General features: G+C 69.0%; 19 protein-coding genes. 11 read left to right on the plus strand and 8 right to left on the minus strand.

The genetic code is table 11. The features are described 5' to 3' along the window. Nucleotides 1-3: 3 nt before the first annotated feature. The 3 genes from ACCD06_RS30595 to ACCD06_RS30605 are packed head-to-tail and all read right to left on the minus strand — an operon-like array spanning nucleotide 4 to nucleotide 3,788. Nucleotides 4-1,260: a 3-isopropylmalate dehydratase large subunit gene (locus ACCD06_RS30595; RefSeq protein ID WP_413345882.1), complete on the minus strand. Its 1,257-nt coding sequence runs from the start codon at nucleotides 1,258-1,260 to the stop codon at nucleotides 4-6. A gap of 26 nt (nucleotides 1,261-1,286) precedes the next feature. Continuing rightward, nucleotides 1,287-2,876, minus strand: a complete 1,590-nt coding sequence (locus ACCD06_RS30600; protein WP_413345884.1) for an FAD-binding oxidoreductase — start codon at nucleotides 2,874-2,876, stop codon at nucleotides 1,287-1,289. Between the two features lie 21 nt (nucleotides 2,877-2,897). Then, nucleotides 2,898-3,788 (minus strand): MBL fold metallo-hydrolase, encoded by an 891-nt coding sequence (locus ACCD06_RS30605; RefSeq protein ID WP_413345886.1) that lies wholly within the window; start codon nucleotides 3,786-3,788, stop codon nucleotides 2,898-2,900. 368 nt (nucleotides 3,789-4,156) lie between these two features. Here ACCD06_RS30605 and ACCD06_RS30610 point away from each other — a divergent pair, with 368 nt between their 5' ends. Beyond that, a complete protein-coding gene (locus tag ACCD06_RS30610; RefSeq protein ID WP_413345888.1) occupies nucleotides 4,157-5,005 on the plus strand; it encodes an IclR family transcriptional regulator in 849 nt (282 codons plus the stop codon). Nucleotides 5,006-5,028: 23 nt separating this feature from the next. Here the strand turns inward: ACCD06_RS30610 and ACCD06_RS30615 are convergent, their stop codons facing one another. Continuing rightward, nucleotides 5,029-6,645, minus strand: coding sequence for an alpha/beta fold hydrolase (locus ACCD06_RS30615; RefSeq protein WP_413345890.1), 1,617 nt, complete (start codon nucleotides 6,643-6,645; stop codon nucleotides 5,029-5,031). 262 nt (nucleotides 6,646-6,907) lie between these two features. Here ACCD06_RS30615 and ACCD06_RS30620 point away from each other — a divergent pair, with 262 nt between their 5' ends. Continuing rightward, nucleotides 6,908-8,515 carry a class I adenylate-forming enzyme family protein gene (locus ACCD06_RS30620; protein WP_413345892.1) on the plus strand — a complete coding sequence of 536 codons (1,608 nt, stop codon included), beginning with the start codon at nucleotides 6,908-6,910 and terminating at the stop codon, nucleotides 8,513-8,515. Here ACCD06_RS30620 and ACCD06_RS30625 read toward each other — a convergent pair. Continuing rightward, nucleotides 8,512-9,207 carry a TetR/AcrR family transcriptional regulator gene (locus ACCD06_RS30625; RefSeq protein WP_413345894.1) on the minus strand — a complete coding sequence of 232 codons (696 nt, stop codon included), beginning with the start codon at nucleotides 9,205-9,207 and terminating at the stop codon, nucleotides 8,512-8,514. The genes ACCD06_RS30620 and ACCD06_RS30625 overlap by 4 nt on opposite strands. Nucleotides 9,208-9,356: 149 nt before the next feature. Here ACCD06_RS30625 and ACCD06_RS30630 point away from each other — a divergent pair, with 149 nt between their 5' ends. From ACCD06_RS30630 to ACCD06_RS30650, 5 genes are read left to right on the plus strand one after another with little or no spacing between them, the layout of a single operon-like run. After that, nucleotides 9,357-10,124, plus strand: coding sequence for an SDR family NAD(P)-dependent oxidoreductase (locus ACCD06_RS30630; protein ID WP_413345896.1), 768 nt, complete (start codon nucleotides 9,357-9,359; stop codon nucleotides 10,122-10,124). Between the two features lie 18 nt (nucleotides 10,125-10,142). Then, nucleotides 10,143-11,339: an acyl-CoA dehydrogenase family protein gene (locus tag ACCD06_RS30635; protein ID WP_413345898.1), complete on the plus strand. Its 1,197-nt coding sequence runs from the start codon at nucleotides 10,143-10,145 to the stop codon at nucleotides 11,337-11,339. After that, the gene (locus ACCD06_RS30640; RefSeq protein ID WP_413345900.1) at nucleotides 11,336-12,400 is read left to right on the plus strand and encodes a phosphotransferase family protein; all 1,065 of its coding nucleotides are present in this window, start codon (nucleotides 11,336-11,338) and stop codon (nucleotides 12,398-12,400) included. Before ACCD06_RS30635 ends, ACCD06_RS30640 begins: the two co-directional genes overlap by 4 nt. Beyond that, complete coding sequence (locus tag ACCD06_RS30645) at nucleotides 12,397-12,780, plus strand: DUF6285 domain-containing protein (protein WP_413345902.1); 384 nt, start codon at nucleotides 12,397-12,399, stop codon at nucleotides 12,778-12,780. Before ACCD06_RS30640 ends, ACCD06_RS30645 begins: the two co-directional genes overlap by 4 nt. Continuing rightward, complete coding sequence (locus ACCD06_RS30650; protein ID WP_413345904.1) at nucleotides 12,777-13,490, plus strand: histidine phosphatase family protein; 714 nt, start codon at nucleotides 12,777-12,779, stop codon at nucleotides 13,488-13,490. The genes ACCD06_RS30645 and ACCD06_RS30650 overlap by 4 nt, the downstream gene beginning before the upstream one ends. Nucleotides 13,491-13,494: 4 nt before the next feature. Here ACCD06_RS30650 and ACCD06_RS30655 read toward each other — a convergent pair whose 3' ends face one another. After that, the gene (locus tag ACCD06_RS30655; protein ID WP_413345906.1) at nucleotides 13,495-14,427 is read right to left on the minus strand and encodes a LysR substrate-binding domain-containing protein; all 933 of its coding nucleotides are present in this window, start codon (nucleotides 14,425-14,427) and stop codon (nucleotides 13,495-13,497) included. 113 nt (nucleotides 14,428-14,540) lie between these two features. On the opposite strand from ACCD06_RS30655, the gene ACCD06_RS30660 reads away from it, so the two are divergent. The 4 genes from ACCD06_RS30660 to ACCD06_RS30675 all read left to right on the plus strand — a co-directional run bounded on the left by ACCD06_RS30660 (nucleotide 14,541) and on the right by ACCD06_RS30675 (nucleotide 18,471). Further along, nucleotides 14,541-15,305, plus strand: coding sequence for an SDR family oxidoreductase (locus ACCD06_RS30660; RefSeq protein WP_413345908.1), 765 nt, complete (start codon nucleotides 14,541-14,543; stop codon nucleotides 15,303-15,305). Between the two features lie 179 nt (nucleotides 15,306-15,484). After that, complete coding sequence (locus tag ACCD06_RS30665; protein WP_413345910.1) at nucleotides 15,485-16,219, plus strand: GntR family transcriptional regulator; 735 nt, start codon at nucleotides 15,485-15,487, stop codon at nucleotides 16,217-16,219. A gap of 106 nt (nucleotides 16,220-16,325) precedes the next feature. Continuing rightward, complete coding sequence (locus tag ACCD06_RS30670) at nucleotides 16,326-17,147, plus strand: amidohydrolase family protein (protein WP_413345912.1); 822 nt, start codon at nucleotides 16,326-16,328, stop codon at nucleotides 17,145-17,147. A 25-nt stretch (nucleotides 17,148-17,172) separates the two neighbouring features. Beyond that, a complete protein-coding gene (locus tag ACCD06_RS30675) occupies nucleotides 17,173-18,471 on the plus strand; it encodes an SLC13 family permease (RefSeq protein ID WP_109156614.1) in 1,299 nt (432 codons plus the stop codon). A gap of 16 nt (nucleotides 18,472-18,487) precedes the next feature. Here the strand turns inward: ACCD06_RS30675 and ACCD06_RS30680 are convergent, their stop codons facing one another. Next, nucleotides 18,488-19,498 (minus strand): MBL fold metallo-hydrolase, encoded by a 1,011-nt coding sequence (locus ACCD06_RS30680; protein WP_413345915.1) that lies wholly within the window; start codon nucleotides 19,496-19,498, stop codon nucleotides 18,488-18,490. A 19-nt stretch (nucleotides 19,499-19,517) separates the two neighbouring features. Continuing rightward, a complete protein-coding gene (locus ACCD06_RS30685; RefSeq protein WP_413345917.1) occupies nucleotides 19,518-20,618 on the minus strand; it encodes a YeeE/YedE family protein in 1,101 nt (366 codons plus the stop codon). Nucleotides 20,619-20,620: the final 2 nt, after the last annotated feature.

A 20,620-nucleotide genomic window follows, 5' to 3' on the forward strand; every position in this document is an offset into this window, starting at 1 on the left:
GCCTCACAGATAGGGGCGCGGATCGGCGATCCGGCCTTCGATGGCGGAGGCGGCGACCACCGCCGCATTGCAGAGGTAAATCTCCGAATCCGGGCTGCCCATCCGGCCGCGGACGTTCAGCGTGCCGGTGGACACTGCGCGCTGGCCCGCCGTCATCGTCGCGATGCGGCCGAAGCAATAGTCGCAGCTGGGGGAGGAGACGAAGGCGCCGGCCTCCACCAGCGTGGATACCAGCCCCTCGCGCGCCGCCGCAGCCATCAACTCCTGGCTGGTCGGCACGATGTGGAGCGACACGCCGGTCTTGACCCGTCGTCCTTCCAGCACCTTGGCCGCCGCCCGCAGATCCTCCAGGCGGCCCGAGGCGCAGGAGCCGAGATAACCGGCATTGATCTCCAGCCCGAGGAACTCGGTCAGGTTGCGGGTGTCCGCCGGGGTCGGCGGGGCGACGACGATCGGTTCCAGGTCCGACAGATCGATGTCGTGAACGGCGGAATAATGGGCATCCGAATCGCTCGACACCGGCTCCAGTTTCTTCCGCGCGCGGGGCAGGGCATAGTCGAGCCGCACCGGGTCGGGATTGACGATGGCGGTCAGCGCGCCGGTGAACATGGCGAGCCCGGTGATGGTCTGCAGCCCCTCCGTCGACATCGCCGCCACCGACGGCCCGCCCAGCTCCAGAACCTGGAAGCGGCAGGAGCTCGGCCCCAGCCGGCGCACCAGATGGTGGAAGACATCGCGCGCCATCACGCCGGGCCGCAAGGATCCGCGCAGGTTCACCCGCACGGTGTCCGGCACGCGGATCGACACGGTGTCGCTGACGAAGGCTTCCATCACGTTGCGGCGCAGGCCGATGGCGAGCGTGCCGAAGGTGCCGAGCTGGCTGACATGCCCGTCGAAATGGACGACGAAGGCGCCCGGCGTCGCATAGCCGACCTCCGCCGCCACCTGATGGCCGATGCCGTGCCGTTCGAACAGCGGCACATTGTTCTCCGCGCACCAGGTGCGCGTGTTGATGTGAAGCTCTTCCTCCTTGGCGGTGGCGGTCGGCACCATGTGGTCGATGAAGATGCCGAAGCGTTCCGGCTCGGCCACCCGCTCGATGCCGAAATCCTCCTTCATCGTCTTGAAATAGACGTCGGTGTAGCCGGGGAAGTCGTAGGCCAGCACGAAGTCCGGCTTCGCCTTGATGTCCTGTCCGGCGCGGACGGCGGGCAGCCCCGCCGCGCGTGCCAGGATCTTCTCGGTGATGGTGTAGCCCATGGCGTGGATGTCTCCGCTCCCGGTCCTCAGCGGCCGAGGCCGAGGGAGCCGGGATTCATCAGTCCCTGCGGATCGACGGCGCGCTTGACGCCCTCCAGCAGCGACCAGGTTTCGGGGGTCATGATCTCGCGGAACGGATAGTCGCGGGCGACCTGCCAGCTGACGCCGCCCAGGCTGCAATACAGCTCCTGCGTCGCGCGGCGCAGTTCGGCCACCGCGTTGCGCGCCGCCGGGTTGGCCGGACGGTCGCGCCAGGGCTTGACCACCTCGTCGCCCAGGCTGGCGGCGTGCAGCGGCGTGATCTCGTCGGTCCAGTAGAAGGCCGGCTCCAGGAAGAAGTCGTTGCCGACCGTCATGGTCATCACCGAATAGATGATGCCGTGCTGTTCCATGAAGCTGCGCTTCTCCGCGAAGAAGGCGTCGTTGGCGGCGACCACCTTGTCGGCGTCGCCCAGCGGGAAGATGGCGTGGATCGGGACCCAGCGCTGGCCCTCGCGTCCCAGCATGCCGCGCACCGGCCCGAAGGGCTTGGAGCGCATGACCTTCGGCACGCTGTTCTCGATCTCCTTGCCGTGGCGGGCGCCGATCTCGCGCACCGTCTGCATCGCCTCGCGCAGCTGGGTCTCGCTGCGTCCCTCAATCACCAGATGGAGGGTGAAGTTGTGGTCCTTGAGGAAGGCGGTGCCGGCGGTGGCGACGCTCAGCGCTTCCTTGGCGCCCTGGAACAGCGACTTGCCGGCCTTCGCCACGTTGCCCAGGGTCTTCAGCCCGTCCGACAGCTTGTTGACGCTGGCCGAATGCTCGACCTTGGTGCGGTCGATGCCGAAGCCTTCCGACACGCAGCGCGCCCGCGCCATCTCCACCTGCGCGGCGGCCATCGCCTGCATGGTGGTGAAGCCGAAGGACAGGAAATCGGTGTGCTCCGGCCGGCGGTGGAGCCGCAGAGTCGCCGCCACCTTGAAGCCCATGGCGCCGTTGTCGCCGAGGAACAGGCCGGTCAGGTCGGGACCTCCGGAGCGCGTGAAGGGCTTGGTGCCGACGCGCCCGCCCGACCCGGTGGTGACGACGCGCCCGTCGGCCAGCACCACGGTGACGCCCAGCACGCTCTCGGCCACGGTGCCGTGCAGGGCGGAGCCGAAGAAGGCGCTGTTCTGCGACAGGGCGCCGCCGATGGTGGCGTTGATGCCGGACAGCGGTCCCCAATAGCCGGTGCGCAGGCCGGTTCCCTCCAGCGCCTCGTTCAGCGCGGCCCAGGTGCAGCCGGTCTCCACCGTCACATAGAGACTGTCGGTGTTCAGGTCGAGGATGCGGTTCAGCCGGCGGCTGTCGATGACGACCGAGTTCGGGCCTTCGGGCAGATAGCCCTTGGTGTAGGACATGCCGCCGCCGCGCGGCACCACCGCCACACCGGCCTCATGGGCGGCGCGCACGGTGGCGGCGACCGCGTCGCGGTCGCGCGGCAGGGCGATGGCGAGCGGCGGGATGCCCGGCTGCCAGAACACGTCGTTGGCGTAGAAGTTGCGGCTCTTCTCGTCATCCAGCAGGCCGTCGGGCCCAAGCGCCGTGCGCAGGGTGTCGATCAGTGTGGCCGGGCCGTCGAGGGCGGCAATGCTCATGGGATGTCCCTCTGAATGTGATCAGGCCGCGAGCGGCTCGAACCGGAAATTCTCGGCCGTCCGGCGCACATAGCCGGTGTGGGGAGCGCCGAAATGGGCGGGGAAGACCAGGGCGCCGCGGTCGGCGGCATGGTCCAGCAGCCGGCGGCGGGTCGCCACCGCCTGCGCCTGATCCTCGCAGAAACGGCTGTTCCAGTCGGGGCGCGCAACCTGCATCGGCTGGTGCAGACAGTCGCCGGTGAAGTAGGCGGCGTGGCGGTCCGACTCCAGCCGGACGAACATCTGGCCGGCGGTGTGGCCGGGCGCCAGTTCCACCGACAGGCCGTCAAGAATGCTGTCGCCGTCCTCGATCAACTCCACCTGTCCGGCTTCCCAGACCGGCAGCACGCTGTCCTCCATCACCGGGCCGTTGCCCGGCATGCCGACCAGCCCGCCCTCTGGGCTGCGCCAGTGCTTGAACTCCTGCGCGCCGTAGATATAGCGGGCATTGGGGAAGGTCGGGACCCAGCGCCCGTCGACCAGCTGGGTGTTCCAGCCGACATGGTCGATGTGCAGATGGGTGTTGATGACCAGAGTCACGTCCTCCGGCTGAACGCCCGCTGCCGCAAGGTTGCGCAGATAGGGCTTGTCCAGCATGTGGAAGCGCTCGAAGCCCGGCGTGTGGCGCTCCTTGTGGTTGCCGCAGCCGGTATCGACCAGGATCACATGACGGTCGGTGCGGATCAGCCAGCTGTGCATGCTCGACATCAGGCGCTTTGATGCCGGATCGAGGAAATTCGGTTCAGCCAGTTCGGGGTTCCGGGTCAGGATCGCCTCGTCATAGGCCGGAAACAGGAAGCCTGGGTCGAAACCCGGCGTCAGCATTTCCTCGATCCGCGTGACCGTGAACGCCCCCAGGGCGATGGTGTGCATTGTCCTCCCCTCGTGCAGGAAGCCGGCGGCCGGTCCGGAAAAGCGAGGGACGACGGCGGGCCGGAGCATGGGGCGCCTGCCATTCGCGACGGCGATGGGGCGCGCTTGTTCTGTTTGTTTGGCAAGGAAACCATTTGCACCTGATCGTGTCAACAGGCAAAAATGGTGTCACTGTTTGACACGGACGGCGGACTGCGTCAGGGATGGTGGAAAGGGGTTGCGCAAGTCGGCGCAGGCCTTCAATGCTAGCCAGCGCGCTGCTACCGCGACGGGATGAGAGCGGTTCCACCACCCTCCGTCGGCTGTGCCGGGCAGCAGGGCTTCCGCCTGGACTCGAGATGCGGGACATCCATAAGGGGCTTGAGCGTATGGACACCGAACAGGACGACAACCAGGGCACGGAAAAGAACGGATTGAGCGTCCGCGCGGTGTCGCGGGCCTTGGCCGTGCTGCGCAGCTTCTATCAGGAAGGGCCGACCCTGACCCTGACGGAGGTCGCGACCGCCGCGAAGCTCGACAAGGGAACGGCGCGGCGCATCCTTCTGACGCTGGTGCAGGACGGCTTCGCCGCCTTCGACCCGCAGAGCCAGAAATACAGCCTGGGTCTGGAGATCCTGAAGCTGGCGGGGGCGGTGCCGGAACGCCGCGACCTGCGTCAGATCGCCTCCACGATCCTGTCACGGCTGGCGAAATCCACCGGCAGCACAGTGTTCCTGTCGGTCTATCATGACGGATCGGCGGTCTGCCTCGACCAGTTCCACAGCGACCGCTCGGTGGAGGTGCGCTGGTGGATCGTCGGCGGGCAACTGCCGATGAATTGCGGGGCGGCGCCGCGCGTGCTGCTGGCCTATCTGCCGGAGGCGGAGGTCGCCCGCGTGCTGGCGCGCGGAACCACGCGCCTCACCCCCCACACCACCACCGATCCGCGCCAGCTGGCGAAGGAGTTGGAGGAGGTGCGCGAGCGCGGCTGGTCGGTGGCGGTCGACGACGTGATCGAGGGGCTGGCCGCCATCGCCATGCCGCTGTTCGATCCCGACGGCCGGCTGGTGGCAGCGGTCAGCCTGACCGGCCTGACCCCCCACATCATCCGCAACGGCCAGCCCAATTTCCTGGACGAGACGCGCGAGGCCGTGCGGGAGATCTCGGCCAACCTCTATTCCCTGTCGGCCCCGCCGCTGCACCGCGCCGCCCGCGCCCAGTCCGCCATCGGCGGCTGAGGCGGGGGCGGCGTGGTGTCACGCTACGCCACCGGGTGCGGATTCGTCATGTCCGACCCTGCAGTCAGGAAGGCGGCGTAGCAGCCGATGGTCTCCCGCACCGCCTCGCCACCTTGGCCGGGATACCAGACGGTGGCGGGGGTCGGCATGACCTCCGTGCCGGCCGGGGCGAGTGTCCGCGCCTCCGCCAGCCCCTCGACCAGCATGTCGGCCGGACCGGCGCAGATCAGGGCCGGCCGGGTCAGGCGCACCAGGGCCGCCCGCGTGTCGTAGCGGAAGGCGGCGCGGTAGGAGCGGTCGTAATGGCCGCCGCTCGCCAGCAGGCCCATGGTCCAGTCATGCAGCACCGCCGCGGCAGGGACGCCGATGGCGCGGGCGGCGGCGCGCTCCTGCCGGTACCACGGCCAGAACAGGAACATGTCGCGCCGCATGTTCCAGGCCTGGAGCAGATGCAGCCCCCAGCGGTCGGCGGCCAGCGGCGGGAAATAATGGTCGAGGATGTCGGCGCTGAAGTCGGCGGGGATCAGCACCGGCGCTTCCAGCACGGCATGGCCGACCCGGTCGGGATGGCGCACGGTCAGGTCCAGCGCCACCAAGGCACCGGTGTGGGTTCCCCACAGGTCGAAGCTCTCCAGACCAAGCGCGTCGGCCAGCGCCAGCATGTCGTCGGCCAGCACGCCGATGTTCACTGTGCGCTCCGGCTTGTCGGAGTCGCCATTGCCGAGATAGTCGGGGGCGATGACCTCGCGTTCCGGCGCCAGCCCATGCAGCAGCGGCAGCAGCGGCGCCGACGACCCCGGCGCCGACTGGAAGGCCAGCAGCGGCCGGCCGCGCCCGGCGCGGCGCAGATGGACCCGGCCGGCGGGCGTGTTGGCGTAGTCGTGCCAGACCCGCAGCGGGTCGGCGAAAGGTCGCGTCGGCGGCGGCGGCCCGGCGGGCTTTCGGCTGGCGGCCATCGGCGCGAGATGAGCGGCGACCTCTTCCAGACCGTCGACCCGAACCGCCCCGCCGGCGGAGTCGGACTTGCTCCGCATGGCGTCCAGGCAGATGGACCACAGCGCCTCATAGCGCGCCGGTGCTCCTGCGGCGCTGCGCAGCATCGTGTCCAGTTCGGCGGGGGTGGGCAGGGGGGAGCCGGCTTTGGCCGGATGGCTGGCGTCGCGCGGTTCCAGCACATGGGCGTCACGCAGATGCGCCCAAAGCACCGCCAGATGGGTTCCATCGGCGCGGGGCGCCAGCGGGGCGGGACGCAGCCCGCGCTCGCTCCATCCCTCCGCCGTGGCGGCATTGACCAGAAGCAGCCCGTCCTGCCGCCACCCGGCCTCGGGCAACGCACGCGCCAGCGGCGCCGCAAGGTCGAAGGCGAGCAGCGGACAGGCGGGCAGACCGAGCCGGCCGGCGGCCTCGGCGATCAGGCGGGCCAGCCCGGCGATGTCCTCCGCCCAGCAGGTGACGGACCCGCCGGTTCCCGGAAGATCGAGCGCGGTGATTGTCCAACCGGGCAGGGCGCTTGCCAGCCTGTCGGCGCACACGGACGCCGCTTCGATCAGGCCGGGCAGGACCAGCAGATCCGGTCCCGAGCCGCTGCGCCAGACGCGCATCTGTCCATCGGCAAGGGTCACATAATGGGGTGTCGACATCGGCTTCCTCCCGATCGGCCGGCGTCTTGCGCCTGCTCTTTGGTGAAATGCGGAATTGGGGTTGGGTGCGCAAAGCGTCTGTCCCGCGCGTGGCGGGCACAATGTTCGCTGCGCTGATGGTGCCACTGTTTGACACTCAGTTCATAGAATGACATAGTTCCTGCGACACCGACAAGGGCGGTGCCCGCGGACATGCGACGAACCGCAACCGCGACACCTGAACCCGCCATACATTCCAATAAGATCGTCAGGGAGGAAGGGCATGGCCTGGCCGGACGGAATCGGCGTTCCCAAACGGCGCGAACTGCTTTTCGGCACGCGCCTCGTACCATGCTACAGCGAGCGTCCAGCCACCATCGACGCCATGCTCCGCGCCGCCGTCGCCCGCCGGCCGGATGGCGAGGCACTGGTGGATGGGGAGCGGCGCTACAGCTACGGGCAACTGGATGCGCTGGTGACGCGCGCCGCCGCGGCCCTGCTGGCGCAAGGCGCCCGGCCGGGCGACCGCATGGCGCTGGTGCTCAGCAACCGCGCGGAGTTCCTGATCGCCCTGCTGGCGGGGGCGCGCGCCGGCATCGTCGCGGTGCCGGTCAGCGCGCGGGAACAGCGGCCGGGCATCGCCGGCATCCTGAACGACTGCGGCGCCTCGATTCTGATCCATGACGCGACGCTCGCCGACCGCATGCCCGACGCCGCAGAGGTGCCGTCGCTCGTCTCGCGCTTCTCGGCCGGCGGGGCGGCGGACGGCTGCCGCCTCTTCGAAGAGTTGCTGGAAACGGACGCCCCGCTTCCGGACTCTGCGGCCTCACAGCGGGAGGAGGACACCGCCGTCATCCTCTACACCTCCGGCACCACCGGCAAGCCGAAGGGCGCGCTGCTGGCCCATGTGAACATCATCCACTCCGCCATGCATTTCGAGGAATGCTGGGGCTATCGCGAGGGCGAGCGGGCGGTGCTGGCGGTTCCGGCCTCGCATGTCACCGGGCTGGTCGCCGTCATCATGGCGATGATCCGGGTCGCCGGCTGCACCGTGATGATGCCGGCCTTCGACGTCGCCGGTTTCCTGGATCTGGCGAGCCGGGAGCGCATGACCACCACCGTGCTGGTGCCGGCCATGTACAATCTCTGCCTGCTTCGCGCCGATTTCAGCCGGTACGACCTGTCATCCTGGCGGATCGGCGGTTTCGGCGGCGCGCCGATGCCGGAAGCGACGGTGGAGGCGATGGCGGAACGTCTGCCCGACCTGCATCTGCTGAACGCCTACGGCTCCACCGAATGCGCCACCATCATCAGCGTGGTCCCCATCGGCCACACCCGCGCCTGCCTGGATTCGGTCGGCATGTGCGTGCCCTGCGGCGACCTGCGCATCATCGACGAACAGGGCCGCGAATGCCCGCCGGGGGTGAGCGGGGAGGTCTGGATCCGTGGCCCGATGACGATCCGCGGCTATTGGAACCGCGAGGATGCCACCCGCGACAGCTTCGTCGACGGCTATTGGCGCTCCGGCGACATCGGCGCGCTGGACGAGCGGGGCTATCTGCGGCTCTACGACCGCAAGAACGACGTCATCAACCGCGGCGGCCATAAGATCTACAGCGTGGAGGTCGAAAACCTGCTGGTCCGCCATGCCGACGTGGTCGAGGCGGCGGTGGTCGCCCATCCCGACCCGGTGCTGGGCGAGAAGATCCATGTCTTCGTGATTTCCAAGTCCGGCAGCCTGACCGCCGACGACGTGCGCGACTTCTGCCGCGCCAATCTCGCCGAATACAAGGTGCCCGATTACGTTACCCTGCTGGGCGACGCGCTGCCGCGCAACGCCAACGGCAAGGTGACCAAGCGGGTGCTGCGCGATCAGGTGACGACCGCTTAAGTCCGCCTCAGCCCCACCGCCGCCTCGACGAAGGCGATCAACTGCTCGGCATAGAGGTCGGGCGTGATGCCGCGGCGGCGGTGCTTGGCGCGTTTGACGTACCAATCCTGCAGCATCGGCTTGATGAGCGCGGCGGCCATCGTCACCTCCGGCACCGCGAACAGGCCGCGGGTGACGCCGTCGGCCAGCGCGTCGGCGATCATGCCCTCCGTCATCATCTCGCTGGTGACGGCAAGGTCGCGGCCCTCCTTGGGGAAGGACTTCGCCTCCATATAGGCGAAGACGAACCAGGGATGCATGGTCTCGGTCAGGAACAGGTGGGTCCGCAGCAGCCAGCGCAGCCGGCCGGCCGGGTCGTTCGCCAGCCCGTCGGGCGGGCGGCCCAGCACCTCCTCCACCACGCCGACGACCTGGCCCAGGATCATCATCAGCAGCGTGTCCTTGCTGTCGAAATAGGCGTAGAGCGCGCCCATGCTCAGCCCCGACTGTTCGGTCAGGTCGCGCAGGCTGGTGGAGTGGAAGCCCTTGCGGTTCGCCAGGGTCAGGGTGGTTTCGACGATGCGCGCGAGGTTTGCGATGGCGACCGCCGGCTTCTTCACCCGGATGGTCGCGGCATGCCGTTCCAGGATGCGCGCACACAGCGCCTCCATCGACAGATCGTGCCGTGCCTGGAAATCCCGCAAGCTGCTCATACCGGCTGTCCTATCATTTGCGACGCTGATCGTTCTTGCACAAGATCGGCGGCAGGGATATAAAGCGAGCGCTCGCTCGATTTTTCAAGAGTGCTGATCGGGGCCGTGCCTCGCCGCCTCGCCAAACGATCCCGACCAAGGGAGGATGCATGAGCGTCACCATCGATTTGACCGGCAAGACTGTGCTGGTCACCGGCGCCTCCAGCGGCCTCGGCCGCCATTTCGCCGGTGTTCTGGCCAAGGCGGGCGCCCGCGTGGCGCTGGCCGCGCGGCGGACCGACGCGCTGGCCGAAACCCGCGCCGCCATCGAAGCCGCCGGGGGCAGCGCCGTCGTCGTTGCCATGGACGTGACCGACCCGGCCTCCGTCACCGCCGCGGTGGGGGAGGCATGGGGGGCGCTGGGCCGCATCGACATCCTCGTCAACAATGCCGGCGTCACCGCCACGCGCCCCTTCCTCGACATGAGCGAGGAGGAGTGGGACCGGGTGGTCGACACCAACCTGACCGGCTGCGCCCGCGTGGCGCGCGCGGTGGCGCAGCGCATGCGTGACGACAAGCAGGGCGGGGCCATCGTCAACATCGCTTCCATCCTCGGCATGCGGGTGGCGGGGCAGGTCTCGTCCTACATCGCCGCCAAGGGCGGGCTGGTGCATCTGACCAAGGCGATGGCGCTGGAACTGGCGCGCTACAACATCCGCGTCAATGCGCTCTGCCCCGGCTATGTCGAAACCGAACTGAACGCCGACTTCTTCGCCAGCGATGCCGGCAAGGCGCTGGTCAAGCGCATCCCGCAGCGCCGGCTCGGCCGGCTGGCCGATCTGGACGGGCCGCTGCTTCTGCTGGCGTCCGATGCCGGCGCCTACATGACCGGATCGGTGCTGGCCGTCGACGGCGGCCATCTGGTCTCCTCGCTTTAAACGATAAGGAGCGGTTCCATGGATTTCACCCTTCCGCCGGAGTTGGAAGACTATCGCCGCCGCGTCCGCGCCTTCGTAGAGCAGGAGATCCTTCCCGTCGAGGCCGACCGCGCCAATTGGGACGAGCACGAGAACATCGCCGACGCTCCATTGGCGGCCCTGCGCGCCAAGGTGAAGTCGGCCGGGCTGTGGACCCTGCAACTGCCGAAGGAGGTCGGCGGCCACGGATTGCCGATGGTCGGCGTCGCCGCCTGCTACGAGGAGATGAACCGCTCCATCTTCGGGCCGGTCTGCTTCAACGCCGCCGCCCCCGACGACGGCAACATGCGGCTCTTGAGCATGGTCGGCACCCCGGCCCAGAAGGAGCGCTGGCTCGCCCCCATCGTCGAGGGGCGGGTGCGCAGCGCCTTCGCCATGACCGAACCGCATCCGGGCGGCGGCTCCGACCCGTCGATGATGAAGACGCGGGCGGAGCGCAAGGGCGACCGCTGGGTGGTGACGGGGCGCAAATGGTTCATCACCGGGGCCGACGCGGCGCAGCACTTCATCCTGATGGCGCGCACGTCCGACGACCCGCGCAAGGGGCTGACCGCCTTCCTGTTCGACAAGGACCAGCCCGGCTGGCGCATCGAGCGCCGCATCCCGATCATGGGACCGGAGGAACATGGCGGCCACTGCGAACTGATCTTCGACGGGCTGGAGATTCCGGACGAAAACGTGCTGATGAAGGTCGGCGACGGGCTGAAGGCCACGCAGATCCGGCTTGGGCCGGCGCGGCTGACCCATTGCATGCGCTGGACCGGCCTCGCCAAGCGCTGCCTGGAGATCGCCGGCGCCTACGTGAAGGAGCGCGAAAGCTTCGGGATTCCGCTGGCCGAGCATGAAGGCGTGCAGTGGATGCTGGGCGAGACCGCGATGCAGATCGAGATCGGCCGGCTGCTGACCATGAAGGCGGCGCACGCGCTGGACAGCGGCAGCTTCGCCCGCAAGGAGGTGTCGATGGCCAAGGTCCAGGTCGCCGACACGCTGTTCAAGGCGGCGGACACGGCGATCCAGCTTTGCGGGGCACGCGGATATTCCAAGGACACGGTGCTGGAGTGGATCTACCGCTACGCCCGGCAGGCCAAGCTGGTCGACGGCGCGTCGGAGGTCCACAAGATGGTGCTGAGCCGCAGCTACCTCGCCGAGGGCGACGATTTCTGGGGCTGGCGGTGAGCGGCGCTCCAGAGTCCACCGGCGGATTGGAGCCCGCCCGGAAAGCGGCGCTGGAGTCCTGGCTGGCGGGTCAGGCGGAAGCGCGGGCGGTCTCCGTCATCGACGAGGGGCGGCTCAGCGGTGGCGCCATCTCGCTCAACCTCGCGGTCACGCTGGAAATCGACGGCGGGCCGTTGTCCGGCCGCCACCCTTGCGTGCTGCGCACCGGGTCTGCCTCCGGTGTTTCGGCCAGCCTGGGCAAGGCGGAGGAGGCCGCGGTCCTGCGCGCCGTCTTCGCCGCCGGCGCCACGGTGCCGGAACCGCTGTTCGTCGGCGCAGATCCGGCGATGCTGGGGGCGCCCTTCTACATCATGCGGCGCGCGGCCGGCATCGCCGCCGGCTTCCGCATGGTCAAGAGCGAGGAGCCGCGGCGCGAGCTGGCCCGTGAACTGGGCCGACAGCTCGGCCTGATCCACCGGGTGCGGCCGGGAACGGAAGGGCTGGAGTTCCTGGCGCTGCCCGAACCGACGGCTGGCCTGCAGGCGGCGGGCGATTTCCGCCGCTGGGCCGGGCGCTATGCCGCCAGCGATCCGGTTCTGGCCTATGGTCTGCGCTGGCTGGAACGGAACGCACCGCCGGCCGGCGATCTGGTGCTGTGCCATCGCGACTACCGCACCGGCAACTACATGGTCGATGGGGACAGGCTGACCGCGATCATCGATTGGGAGTTCGCCGGCTGGTCCGACCCGATGGAGGATCTGGGCTGGTTCTGCGCCGCCTGCTGGCGCTTCGGCCGCAACGATCGCGAGGCCGGCGGCATCGCCGACCGTGCCGATTTCTATGCCGGCTACGAGGAGACCGCCGGGCGGCGGGTGGATGCGGACGCCGTCGCCTATTGGGAAGCCGCGGCCTGCATGCGCTGGGCGGTCATCGCCATCCAACAGGCGCAGCGCCACATCTCCGGTACCGAACCGTCGCTGGAACTGGCGCTGACCGGCCGGATGTTGCCGGAGATCGAAATGGATCTGCTGCGCCACCTCGACCGTGTCGGCGGCTTCCCCATGAACGGAGGTGGAGCATGATCAACGACGATCCCGACGCCCGCGATCTGGTCGCCATCGCGCTCCGCAGCTTCCGCGAGGCGATCCTGCCGGTGGTGCCGGCCGACCAGCGCTTCACCGCGCTGATGATCGCAAACGCGCTGGGGGTGGCGGAGCGGGAATTGGCGGCCGGCACCGCGGCCGAACCGGCCCTGGCCGCCGCCGTCGGCGGTCTGCTGGGCGAGAACGGCGACCTTCCGGATTTGCTGCCGAGGCTCTGCGCCGCCATCGACGCCGGACGCTTCGACGCGCCCGACCGGCAGACGGCCTTGCGGGCGGTGCTGAAGGACATCACGCGGGCAAGGCTGGCGCTGAGCAATCCGAAGCGTTTGGCCGCCGAAGGACGGGACGCCGGCCGATGAGCCTGTTTCAACCGCTGTCCGGCACGGTCGCGCGCCGCCGCCTCTACCTGCTTCGCCACGGCCATGTCGCCTACTATGACGCCGCCGGCAAGCCGCTGAACCCGAAGCTGGCCGCCCTGACCGACCGGGGGCGGGCGGAGGCGCAGGCGGCCGGCGCCCTGCTGGCCGGGGTGCCGCTCGACCGCGTGCTGTGTTCCGGGCTTGCCCGCACGCGGCAGACGGCCGAACCGGTCGCCGCGCCGCATGGTCTGCCGGTGGAGGATCATCCCGATTTCCTGGAAATCCGCGCCGGCCGGCTGTCGGGTGTGCCGAAGGAGCAGCGTGAGGCGGCTTACGTCTATGGCTTCGAGGCGGCGACCGAGGACGGGCGCTTCGCCGGTGGCGACGGCTTCGCCGCCGTGCGCGACCGGGTGGTGTCGGCCGTCGAGGCGCTGGTGCGGCAACCGGGCTGGACCCATCTGGCGCTGGTCGCCCATGACGGCGTCAACCGCATGCTGCTGTCCTGGGCCTGCGGCGCCGGCCTGTCGGCCCTGTCGGCGTTCGAGCAGGATTATGGCTGCATCAACATCATCGACGTCGACGTGACGGCCGGCCGGGTGGTCCGCCGCCTGATCCGCGCGGTGAACGTGACGCCCGGCAACCCGGCGAAGATCGGCCTGCACCGCAGCAGCCTGGAGGAGGCGTTCGGGCCGCTGCTGAATCTGGATTGATGGGCTATTTTCCGGCGCCGTCGATGCGCCGCCGCCAGACCGGTTCCGACAATCGCTCGATCAGGAAATCGGCAAGCACGCCGACTTTGGCCGGTCGTGTTCGGGCCGACGGCGTGATGAAGTAGAGGCCGCCCTTCGGCAGCGACCAGTCGGTCAGGATGGCGGTCAGCCGTCCCGTCGCCAGATGCTCGGCCGCCATGAATTCCGGCAGTTCGGCGATGGCCAACCCCTCCAGCAGCATCGGCACCAGCGCGTCGGCGTTGGTGACTCGCAGCGGGCCGGATGGGGTGACGCTTTCCTCCTCGCCGGCGCTGTTGGTGAAGTGCCAGATGTCCTGCCGCCGGCGGTAGGCATAGCCCAGGCAATGGTGGCCGTTCAGCTCGCGGGGATGCCGCGGCTCGCCATGGCGGGCGAGATAGCCGGGGGCGGCGAGCACCACCGGCGACACCCCGCACAGCCGCCGCGCCACCAGCGAACTGTCCGGCAGCACCGCGATGCGCAGCGCGGCGTCGAAGCCGTCGCCCACCAGATCGACGGTGGCGTCGCTCAGGTGCAGGTCGATGGAGATCTCCGGATAGAGGCGGAAGAAGTCCGGCAGCAGCGGCGCCACCCAGCGCAGCCCGAACGACATCGGGACCGCGAAACGGATCAGGCCGCGCGGGCGGCTGGACATCTCGCGCACCGCATTCTCCGCCGCTTCCGCCTCGTCATAGAGGCGGGTCGCGCGCTCGGCCAGGGAATGGCCGAAATCGGTCAGGGCCAGCCGGCGCGAGGTGCGGTTGAACAGCCGGGCTCCCAACCGTTCCTCCAGCCGGCTGACCGCGCGCGACACGGTGGCGACCGACACCCCCATCGCGCGGGCGGCACCGGCGAAGGAGCGCTCCTCCACCACCTTGGCGAACATCGCCAGCCCTTCGAAATCCGGCAGCTTCGACATCGCCAATCCCGCCCAATTCTGCAACGATGGTTTTCAACCGTTTCTATTTCGATATGGGTCTGCCGTCGATAGCTTTGTCTCCAGAAGATGACCCATTCCCAAGGAGACTTCAGATGTCACGCAAGCTTGACGGCAAGATCGCCCTCGTCACCGGCGCCAACAGCGGCATCGGCCTCGCCGCGGCCAAGCGCTTTGCCGCCGAAGGCGCCACCGTCTATCTCACCGGCCGCCGCAAGGGCGAACTGGAGGCCGCGGTCGCGGCGATCGTTGCGGCCGGCGGCAAAGCGACGGGGGTGCAGGCGGACTCCTCCAACCTCGCCGATCTTGACCGGCTCTATGCGCAAATCAAGAGCGAGGCGGGCCGGCTCGACGTGCTGTACGCCAATGCCGGCGGCGGCGGCATGCTGCCGCTGGGCGACATCACGGAGGAACAGTTTGACGACACCTTCAACCGCAATGTGAAGGGCGTGCTGTTCACCGTGCAGAAGGCGCTGCCGCTGCTCGGCCGCGGCGCGTCGGTGATCCTTGCCGGCTCCACCGCCGGCAGCATGGGCACGCCGGCCTTCAGCGTCTACAGCGCCAGCAAGGCGGCGGTGCGCAACTTCGCCCGCAGCTGGATCCTCGACCTGAAGGACCGTGGCATCCGCATCAACACGCTCAGCCCCGGTCCGGTCCGCACGCCGGGTCTGGTCGAACTGGCCGGTCCGGATGCGGCGCAGCAGCAGGGGCTGGTGGACTATCTGGCCGCCCAGGTGCCGCTCGGCCGTGTCGGCGACCCGGACGAAATCGCCAAGGCCGCCGTCTTCCTGGCGTCGGACGACAGCAGCTTCATCAACGGCGTCGAGCTGTTCGCCGACGGCGGCATGGCCCAGGTCTGACGGGCTTTTCCGGCCGGCAGCCTCTGCATCCGAGTATCGGTTGGCCCCCTTTGCGGCGGCGTTGTGAAACGCCGCTGCAAGGGGGGCCGCGTCATGTCTGGCGGTCATTCATATAGTTCTATATAGAACTAGTTGACCAGCGCATCCATATGCGACAGGATGGCTGTGGGAGGATCTCGATGCCACAGCATAATTCCGCGTCAATGACCGACCGGCGCCTGCCGGCCTATCTGCAGCTGCGCGACGCGCTGGCCACCCGGGTGGCGCGCGGCGAATGGGGGCCCGATACTGCGCTGCCGTCGGAAAACCAGCTGACGGCCGAGACCGGGCTGTCGGTCGGCACGGTACGTAAGGCGATCCAGACTCTGGTCGACGAGGGGCTGCTCGAACGGCGCCAGGGGTCCGGCACCTATCTGCGCAAGCGCGCCTTCAACGCGTCGCTGTTCCGCTTCTTCGCGGTCCAGTCCGCCGATGGCGAAGCGACGATCCCGTCAAGCCGCATCATCGCGCGCACGGCCGCCACTGCCCCGGCCGCCGTCGCCAAAATTCTCGGCACGGCAGACTGCATCCGCCTCGACCGCCTGCGCGGCCAGTCCGACGCCCTGCTGCTGTCGGAGGAGATCTGGCTGCCGCGCGCCCGCTTCGACGGCATCGTGGAACTGGACGAGTCCCAGTTCGGGCCGCTGCTCTATCCGCTCTATCACGAGCGCTTCAACGTCTTCATCGCCAGCGCCGTCGATGACGTGAGTTTTGCGGTGGCCAACGCCAAGGTCGCGGCGCGGCTGGGTCTTGCCGAGGGGGCGCCCACCGCGGTGATCGAACGCACCGCCTACACCGTGGACGGCACCGCGGTCGAATGGCGCATCGCCCAGGGCCCCGCCGAACGCTTCCGCTACCGCAGCCGCCTGAGCTGACCCGCAGCGCCGGACCCGGTTTCCGGCGCGCTTCCTCATTTCGGCCTCTTCCGGACCCTCCCCTCGCGGCGGAGGCCGCCCCCCTATTGCCTGTACGGATCGACCGATGACCGCACTCCCCCCGATCAGGGGCATCGACACGCATGCCCATATTTTCCGCCCCGACCTGCCGATGGCCTCCGGCCGGCGCTACAGCCCGGACTATGCGGCGGAGCTTTCGGACTGGTTCGCGCTGCAGGATCGGGCCGGGTTCAGCCATGGCGTGCTGATCCAGCCCAGCTTCCTCGGCACCGACAACAGCCTGATCGAATCCGCCCTGCGCGCCCATCCCGAACGGCTGCGCGCGGTCGCCGTCGTCGATCCCGGCGTGACGGAGGAGGAACTGGACCGGCTCGGCGCCCTCGGCTTCGTCGGTGCGCGCCTGAATCTCGTCGGGCGCGAGCTGGAGGATTACGGGGCATCACCCTGGCAGGACTTCTTCCGCCGCCTGGCATCCCGCCGCTGGCAAATCGAGATCCAGCGCCGTTTCGACGATCTCGCGGAGGTGGTGCCGGCCATCGCCGATTCCGGCGTCACCGTGGTGATCGACCATTTCGGCCTGCCGCAGGGCGGCGTCGATCCGGCGAACCGCAGCCATGCCGAATTCCTCGATGTGCTGCGCCGGACGCAGGCCGTCTGGGTCAAGTTCTCCGCCCCCTACCGCGCCGGGCTGACGCCCGACCTCGCGGCACGCAGCCTCGATCTGCTGCGCGAGGCCTGCGGCGGCTCCGACCGCTTCGTCTGGGGCAGCGACTGGCCCCACACCCAGCATGAGGCCGAGACCGGCTATGCCGCGGAGGTGACCCGGCTGCATGCGCTGATCCCCAATCCGGCGGAACGGGCGCAAATCCTCGTCCGGAATCCGGCAATGCTTTTCCAATTCGCCTGAAATACAGAAACTTGGGAGGAAACCGATGACCCTCGTCATCGTGCTGGCCATCGCCCTGGCCGTCGTTCTGGGCTATGTCACCAAGATCAACATCGGCCTGTTCGCCATCGCCTTCGCCTATATCCTGGGATGCTTCGGTCTCGGGCTGAAGCCGGGCGCGGTCATCGACATGTGGCCGCTGAAGATCTTCTTCGTCATCTTCTCGGTCTGCCTGTTCTACAGCTTCGCCCTGGTCAACGGCACGCTGGAAAAGCTGGCCGAGCATATGCTGTACCGCTGCCGCAACGTGCCGTGGGTGCTGCCCTACGCCATCCTGGTGACGGCGACGCTGATCGCGGCGATGGGCGCCGGCTATTACACCGTGCTGGCCTTCATGGCGCCGATCACGCTGCTGATGTGCCGGCGGACCGGGCTGGACATGGTGCTGGGGGCGATGGGCGCCAATTACGGCGCGCTGGCCGGCGCCAATTTCATGTCGAGCCAGAGCGGCATCATCTTCCGCGGCCTGATGACGGCGAACGGCACCAGCGACGCCGATGCCTTCCTCTACAGCGGGGTCATCTTCGCGGCGACGCTGATCATCCCGTTCTTCGTCATCACGGCGATGCTGTTCCTGTTCGGCAACCACCGCAGCCTGAACGCCTCGCTCGCCGACACCGGCCGGCCGGAGCCGCTCGACGGGCGCCAGCGCGTGACGCTGACCTTGACGCTGACGATGATGGCGCTGGTCCTGCTCGGCCCGGTGCTGCATCTGGCGATGCCCGGCAACGCCACGGTGGCCTATCTCAATTCGAAGATCGACATCGGCCTGATCGCCGGCGTCTTCTCCGTCATTGCCCTGCTGCTGAAGCTCGGCGACGAGCGCAAAGCCATCGCGTCGGTGCCGTGGTCGACGCTGATCATGATTTCCGGCATGGGGATGCTGATCTCGGTCGCGATCAAGGCCGGGACCATCGCGGTGCTGGCGGCTTGGCTCGGCAGCAGCATCCCGGCCCTGCTCCTGCCGGTGGTGTTCGGCATCGTCGCCGCCGTGATGTCGCTGTTCTCCAGCACGCTGGGCGTGGTGACGCCGACGCTGTTCCCGCTGGTGCCGGCGCTGGCCACCAGCCTGTCGGTCAGCCCTGTGCTGCTGTTCACCGCAATCGTCGTCGGCTCGCAGGCGACCTCGATCTCGCCCTTCTCGTCGGGCGGCAGCCTGATCCTCGGCTCGGCGCTGGAGGAAAAGTCGCGCAACACGCTGTTCACCCGGCTGCTGTTCCGCGCCGCGCCCTTCGGCGTCGTCGCGGCGGTGCTGGCGAACATCGTGCTGACCTTCGCGCTTTGACCGGCAGTTCCGCTGCTCAGAAGTCGGCCTGCTCCGCCTCCAGATAGGCGAGGCTGATGTATTTGCCGATGTTGCTGTCCCAGCCCTTGGTCTCAGCCGCGCGGGAGGCGACGCGGGGATCGGCCAGCACGGCGGCCTTCGCCTGCTCGACCGACTGGCCGGCCTTCACGGCGGCGACGCAGGTCTCGAAGATGCCTTCGAACAGGCTGCGCTGCCACTCCGGCACGCCGGGGCCGGGCACGCCGTGGGCGGGCAGCCAGATGCGGGTGTCGCTGTCGGCCCGCAGCCTGTCCATCGTCTCGAAGGTACCGAGGTACGAGCCGTCGTCCATGTTGGCGATGCGGCGGTCCATCATCACGTCGCCGACGCACATGACGCCGTCCTCCACCACCGAAACCGACAGGTCGGAGGGCGTGTGGGCGGTGCCGTAATGGTGCAGACGCAGCCGGACGTCGCCCAGCGACAGCTCGTCGCCATGGGCGGCGTCGCGGTTGGGGGCGACGATCCGCGTCCCGGCGGAGGCCTGCGCCGTCCATTTGACCATCGAGCTTTGCCAGAAGCTGCCCTGCACGCCCAGGATCGCTTCACGCGTGCGGGGCAGGGCGTAGCGGGGCAGATCCTCGCCGAACGCCTCGGCGAAGGCATGGTTACCCAGCCAGTGGTCGCCGTGATAATGGGTGTTGATAATCCCGACGACCGGCTTGGGCGTCAGCGTCCGCAGCATGCGGATCGCCATCTCGCCGATCTGCAGCGAGGCGCCGCTGTCGACGACGATCACCCCGTCGCGGCCGATGACGAAGGTGATGTTCGCCATCATCCCCTGGTTCTGCGGCGTCGGGAAGCCGTCGGGGGCCTGGATGATCCAGACATGCGGGCTGATTTGCACCGGCGGCATGTCGGGCACCGGCGGTCCCTTGACGAAGGACTCCACCCCGGCGGCGAAGGCACGGACGGCGGCCAGTCCCGGCAAAGCGGCCAGGAGTGCCGCACCGGCGGTCAGCAGGCGGCGGCGGGGCAGGCGGGGCATGCGGGATCTCCTGTGAACGTCACTGTGCGGCGACCGGAGGAATTGCGGCGATGGCGGCACCGCGCGCCCGTGCCGGGCGGTCGATGGCGAGATCGGTCAGAACGGCGCCGATCCACATCGACCACAGCACCAGCCACGCCGTCGCCGTGAAGATGGAGGCGCCCGACACGCCGGCCCCGACCGCGCAGCCGCCGGCCAGCACGCTGCCGAAGCCCATCATGCAGCCGCCGATGATGTAGCGCCGCATGGAGGAGCCGTCGTTGAACCCCTCCAGCTTCAGGTCGCGCCCGGCCAGACCGGCGACGAAGGCGCCCAGCGCCACGCCGGGGATCAGCCCGGTGTCGAAGCTCCAGCGGGTGCCCGGCGGCGACAGTACCAGCATCAGGAAATCGGCCGACGGCGCGGTGAAGCTGAGGGAATGGACGGTCACCGGATCGAAGGCGGCGCTGGCGGCGCGCCAGGTGAACCACCAGGCGGCGGCGACCGTCGCGCCGACGCCGGCGGCGCCCAGCCAGGACCAGCCCGACAGGGCGTTGCGCCGCGCAATCACCACGCCCGCCGCGAACCAGCCCATGCCGAACAGCAGCGCCCCGCCATGCCCGATGCCGGCCAGCGCCAGCAGGTCGCGCTGCTGGCCGCTGATGACCCACCAGCCGTTGACCGCCTCGCGCAGCGGCGACAGGACGCCGCGCATCGCCGCCTGGGCGACCACCGCGAACACCAGCCCGGACAGCAGCGCCCGCAGGTTGCCGGTCGCCGACAGCACCAGCATGCGGCTGGCGCAGGCTCGGGTCAGCGTCATGCCGCAGCCGAACATCAGCCCGCCGATCACCGCGCCCGACAGGCTGCCGGGGTTGTTGAGCTGGCGGACGCTGCCGGTGTCGAACAGCCCCAGCAGGATCAGCCCCTGCGTCGCCATCAGAGCGGTGGAGAAGGCGAGCAGCCAGACCGCCAGCCGTCCACCCAACCGGCCATGCGCCACCTCCAGCGTCGAGGCGCGCAGGCAGAAGCGGGACCGCTGCGCCACCACGCCGAACAGCGTGCCGATCAGCAGCCCGCCCAGCGCCATGAAGCTGTCCTCGCCCAGGCTTTCCATCAGGGCGTCGACGGTGAAACCCATGG

Origin of the sequence: Azospirillum sp. CT11-132, assembly GCF_047302835.1 — a bacterium.
In the GTDB taxonomy this organism is placed as follows: Bacteria; Pseudomonadota; Alphaproteobacteria; order Azospirillales; family Azospirillaceae; genus Azospirillum.

What these genes read in the sequence shown, in the direction of transcription:
- ACCD06_RS30595 (WP_413345882.1), bottom strand. Translation starts at nt 1,260, where the DNA reads ATGGGCTACACCATCACCGAGAAGATCCTGGCACGCGCGGCGGGGCTG.
- ACCD06_RS30600 (WP_413345884.1), bottom strand. Translation starts at nt 2,876, where the DNA reads ATGAGCATTGCCGCCCTCGACGGCCCGGCCACACTGATCGACACCCTG.
- ACCD06_RS30605 (WP_413345886.1), bottom strand. Translation starts at nt 3,788, where the DNA reads ATGCACACCATCGCCCTGGGGGCGTTCACGGTCACGCGGATCGAGGAA.
- ACCD06_RS30610 (WP_413345888.1), top strand. Translation starts at nt 4,157, where the DNA reads ATGGACACCGAACAGGACGACAACCAGGGCACGGAAAAGAACGGATTG.
- ACCD06_RS30615 (WP_413345890.1), bottom strand. Translation starts at nt 6,645, where the DNA reads ATGTCGACACCCCATTATGTGACCCTTGCCGATGGACAGATGCGCGTC.
- ACCD06_RS30620 (WP_413345892.1), top strand. Translation starts at nt 6,908, where the DNA reads ATGGCCTGGCCGGACGGAATCGGCGTTCCCAAACGGCGCGAACTGCTT.
- ACCD06_RS30625 (WP_413345894.1), bottom strand. Translation starts at nt 9,207, where the DNA reads ATGAGCAGCTTGCGGGATTTCCAGGCACGGCACGATCTGTCGATGGAG.
- ACCD06_RS30630 (WP_413345896.1), top strand. Translation starts at nt 9,357, where the DNA reads ATGAGCGTCACCATCGATTTGACCGGCAAGACTGTGCTGGTCACCGGC.
- ACCD06_RS30635 (WP_413345898.1), top strand. Translation starts at nt 10,143, where the DNA reads ATGGATTTCACCCTTCCGCCGGAGTTGGAAGACTATCGCCGCCGCGTC.
- ACCD06_RS30645 (WP_413345902.1), top strand. Translation starts at nt 12,397, where the DNA reads ATGATCAACGACGATCCCGACGCCCGCGATCTGGTCGCCATCGCGCTC.
- ACCD06_RS30650 (WP_413345904.1), top strand. Translation starts at nt 12,777, where the DNA reads ATGAGCCTGTTTCAACCGCTGTCCGGCACGGTCGCGCGCCGCCGCCTC.
- ACCD06_RS30655 (WP_413345906.1), bottom strand. Translation starts at nt 14,427, where the DNA reads ATGTCGAAGCTGCCGGATTTCGAAGGGCTGGCGATGTTCGCCAAGGTG.
- ACCD06_RS30660 (WP_413345908.1), top strand. Translation starts at nt 14,541, where the DNA reads ATGTCACGCAAGCTTGACGGCAAGATCGCCCTCGTCACCGGCGCCAAC.
- ACCD06_RS30665 (WP_413345910.1), top strand. Translation starts at nt 15,485, where the DNA reads ATGCCACAGCATAATTCCGCGTCAATGACCGACCGGCGCCTGCCGGCC.
- ACCD06_RS30670 (WP_413345912.1), top strand. Translation starts at nt 16,326, where the DNA reads ATGACCGCACTCCCCCCGATCAGGGGCATCGACACGCATGCCCATATT.
- ACCD06_RS30675 (WP_109156614.1), top strand. Translation starts at nt 17,173, where the DNA reads ATGACCCTCGTCATCGTGCTGGCCATCGCCCTGGCCGTCGTTCTGGGC.
- ACCD06_RS30680 (WP_413345915.1), bottom strand. Translation starts at nt 19,498, where the DNA reads ATGCCCCGCCTGCCCCGCCGCCGCCTGCTGACCGCCGGTGCGGCACTC.
- ACCD06_RS30685 (WP_413345917.1), bottom strand. Translation starts at nt 20,618, where the DNA reads ATGGGTTTCACCGTCGACGCCCTGATGGAAAGCCTGGGCGAGGACAGC.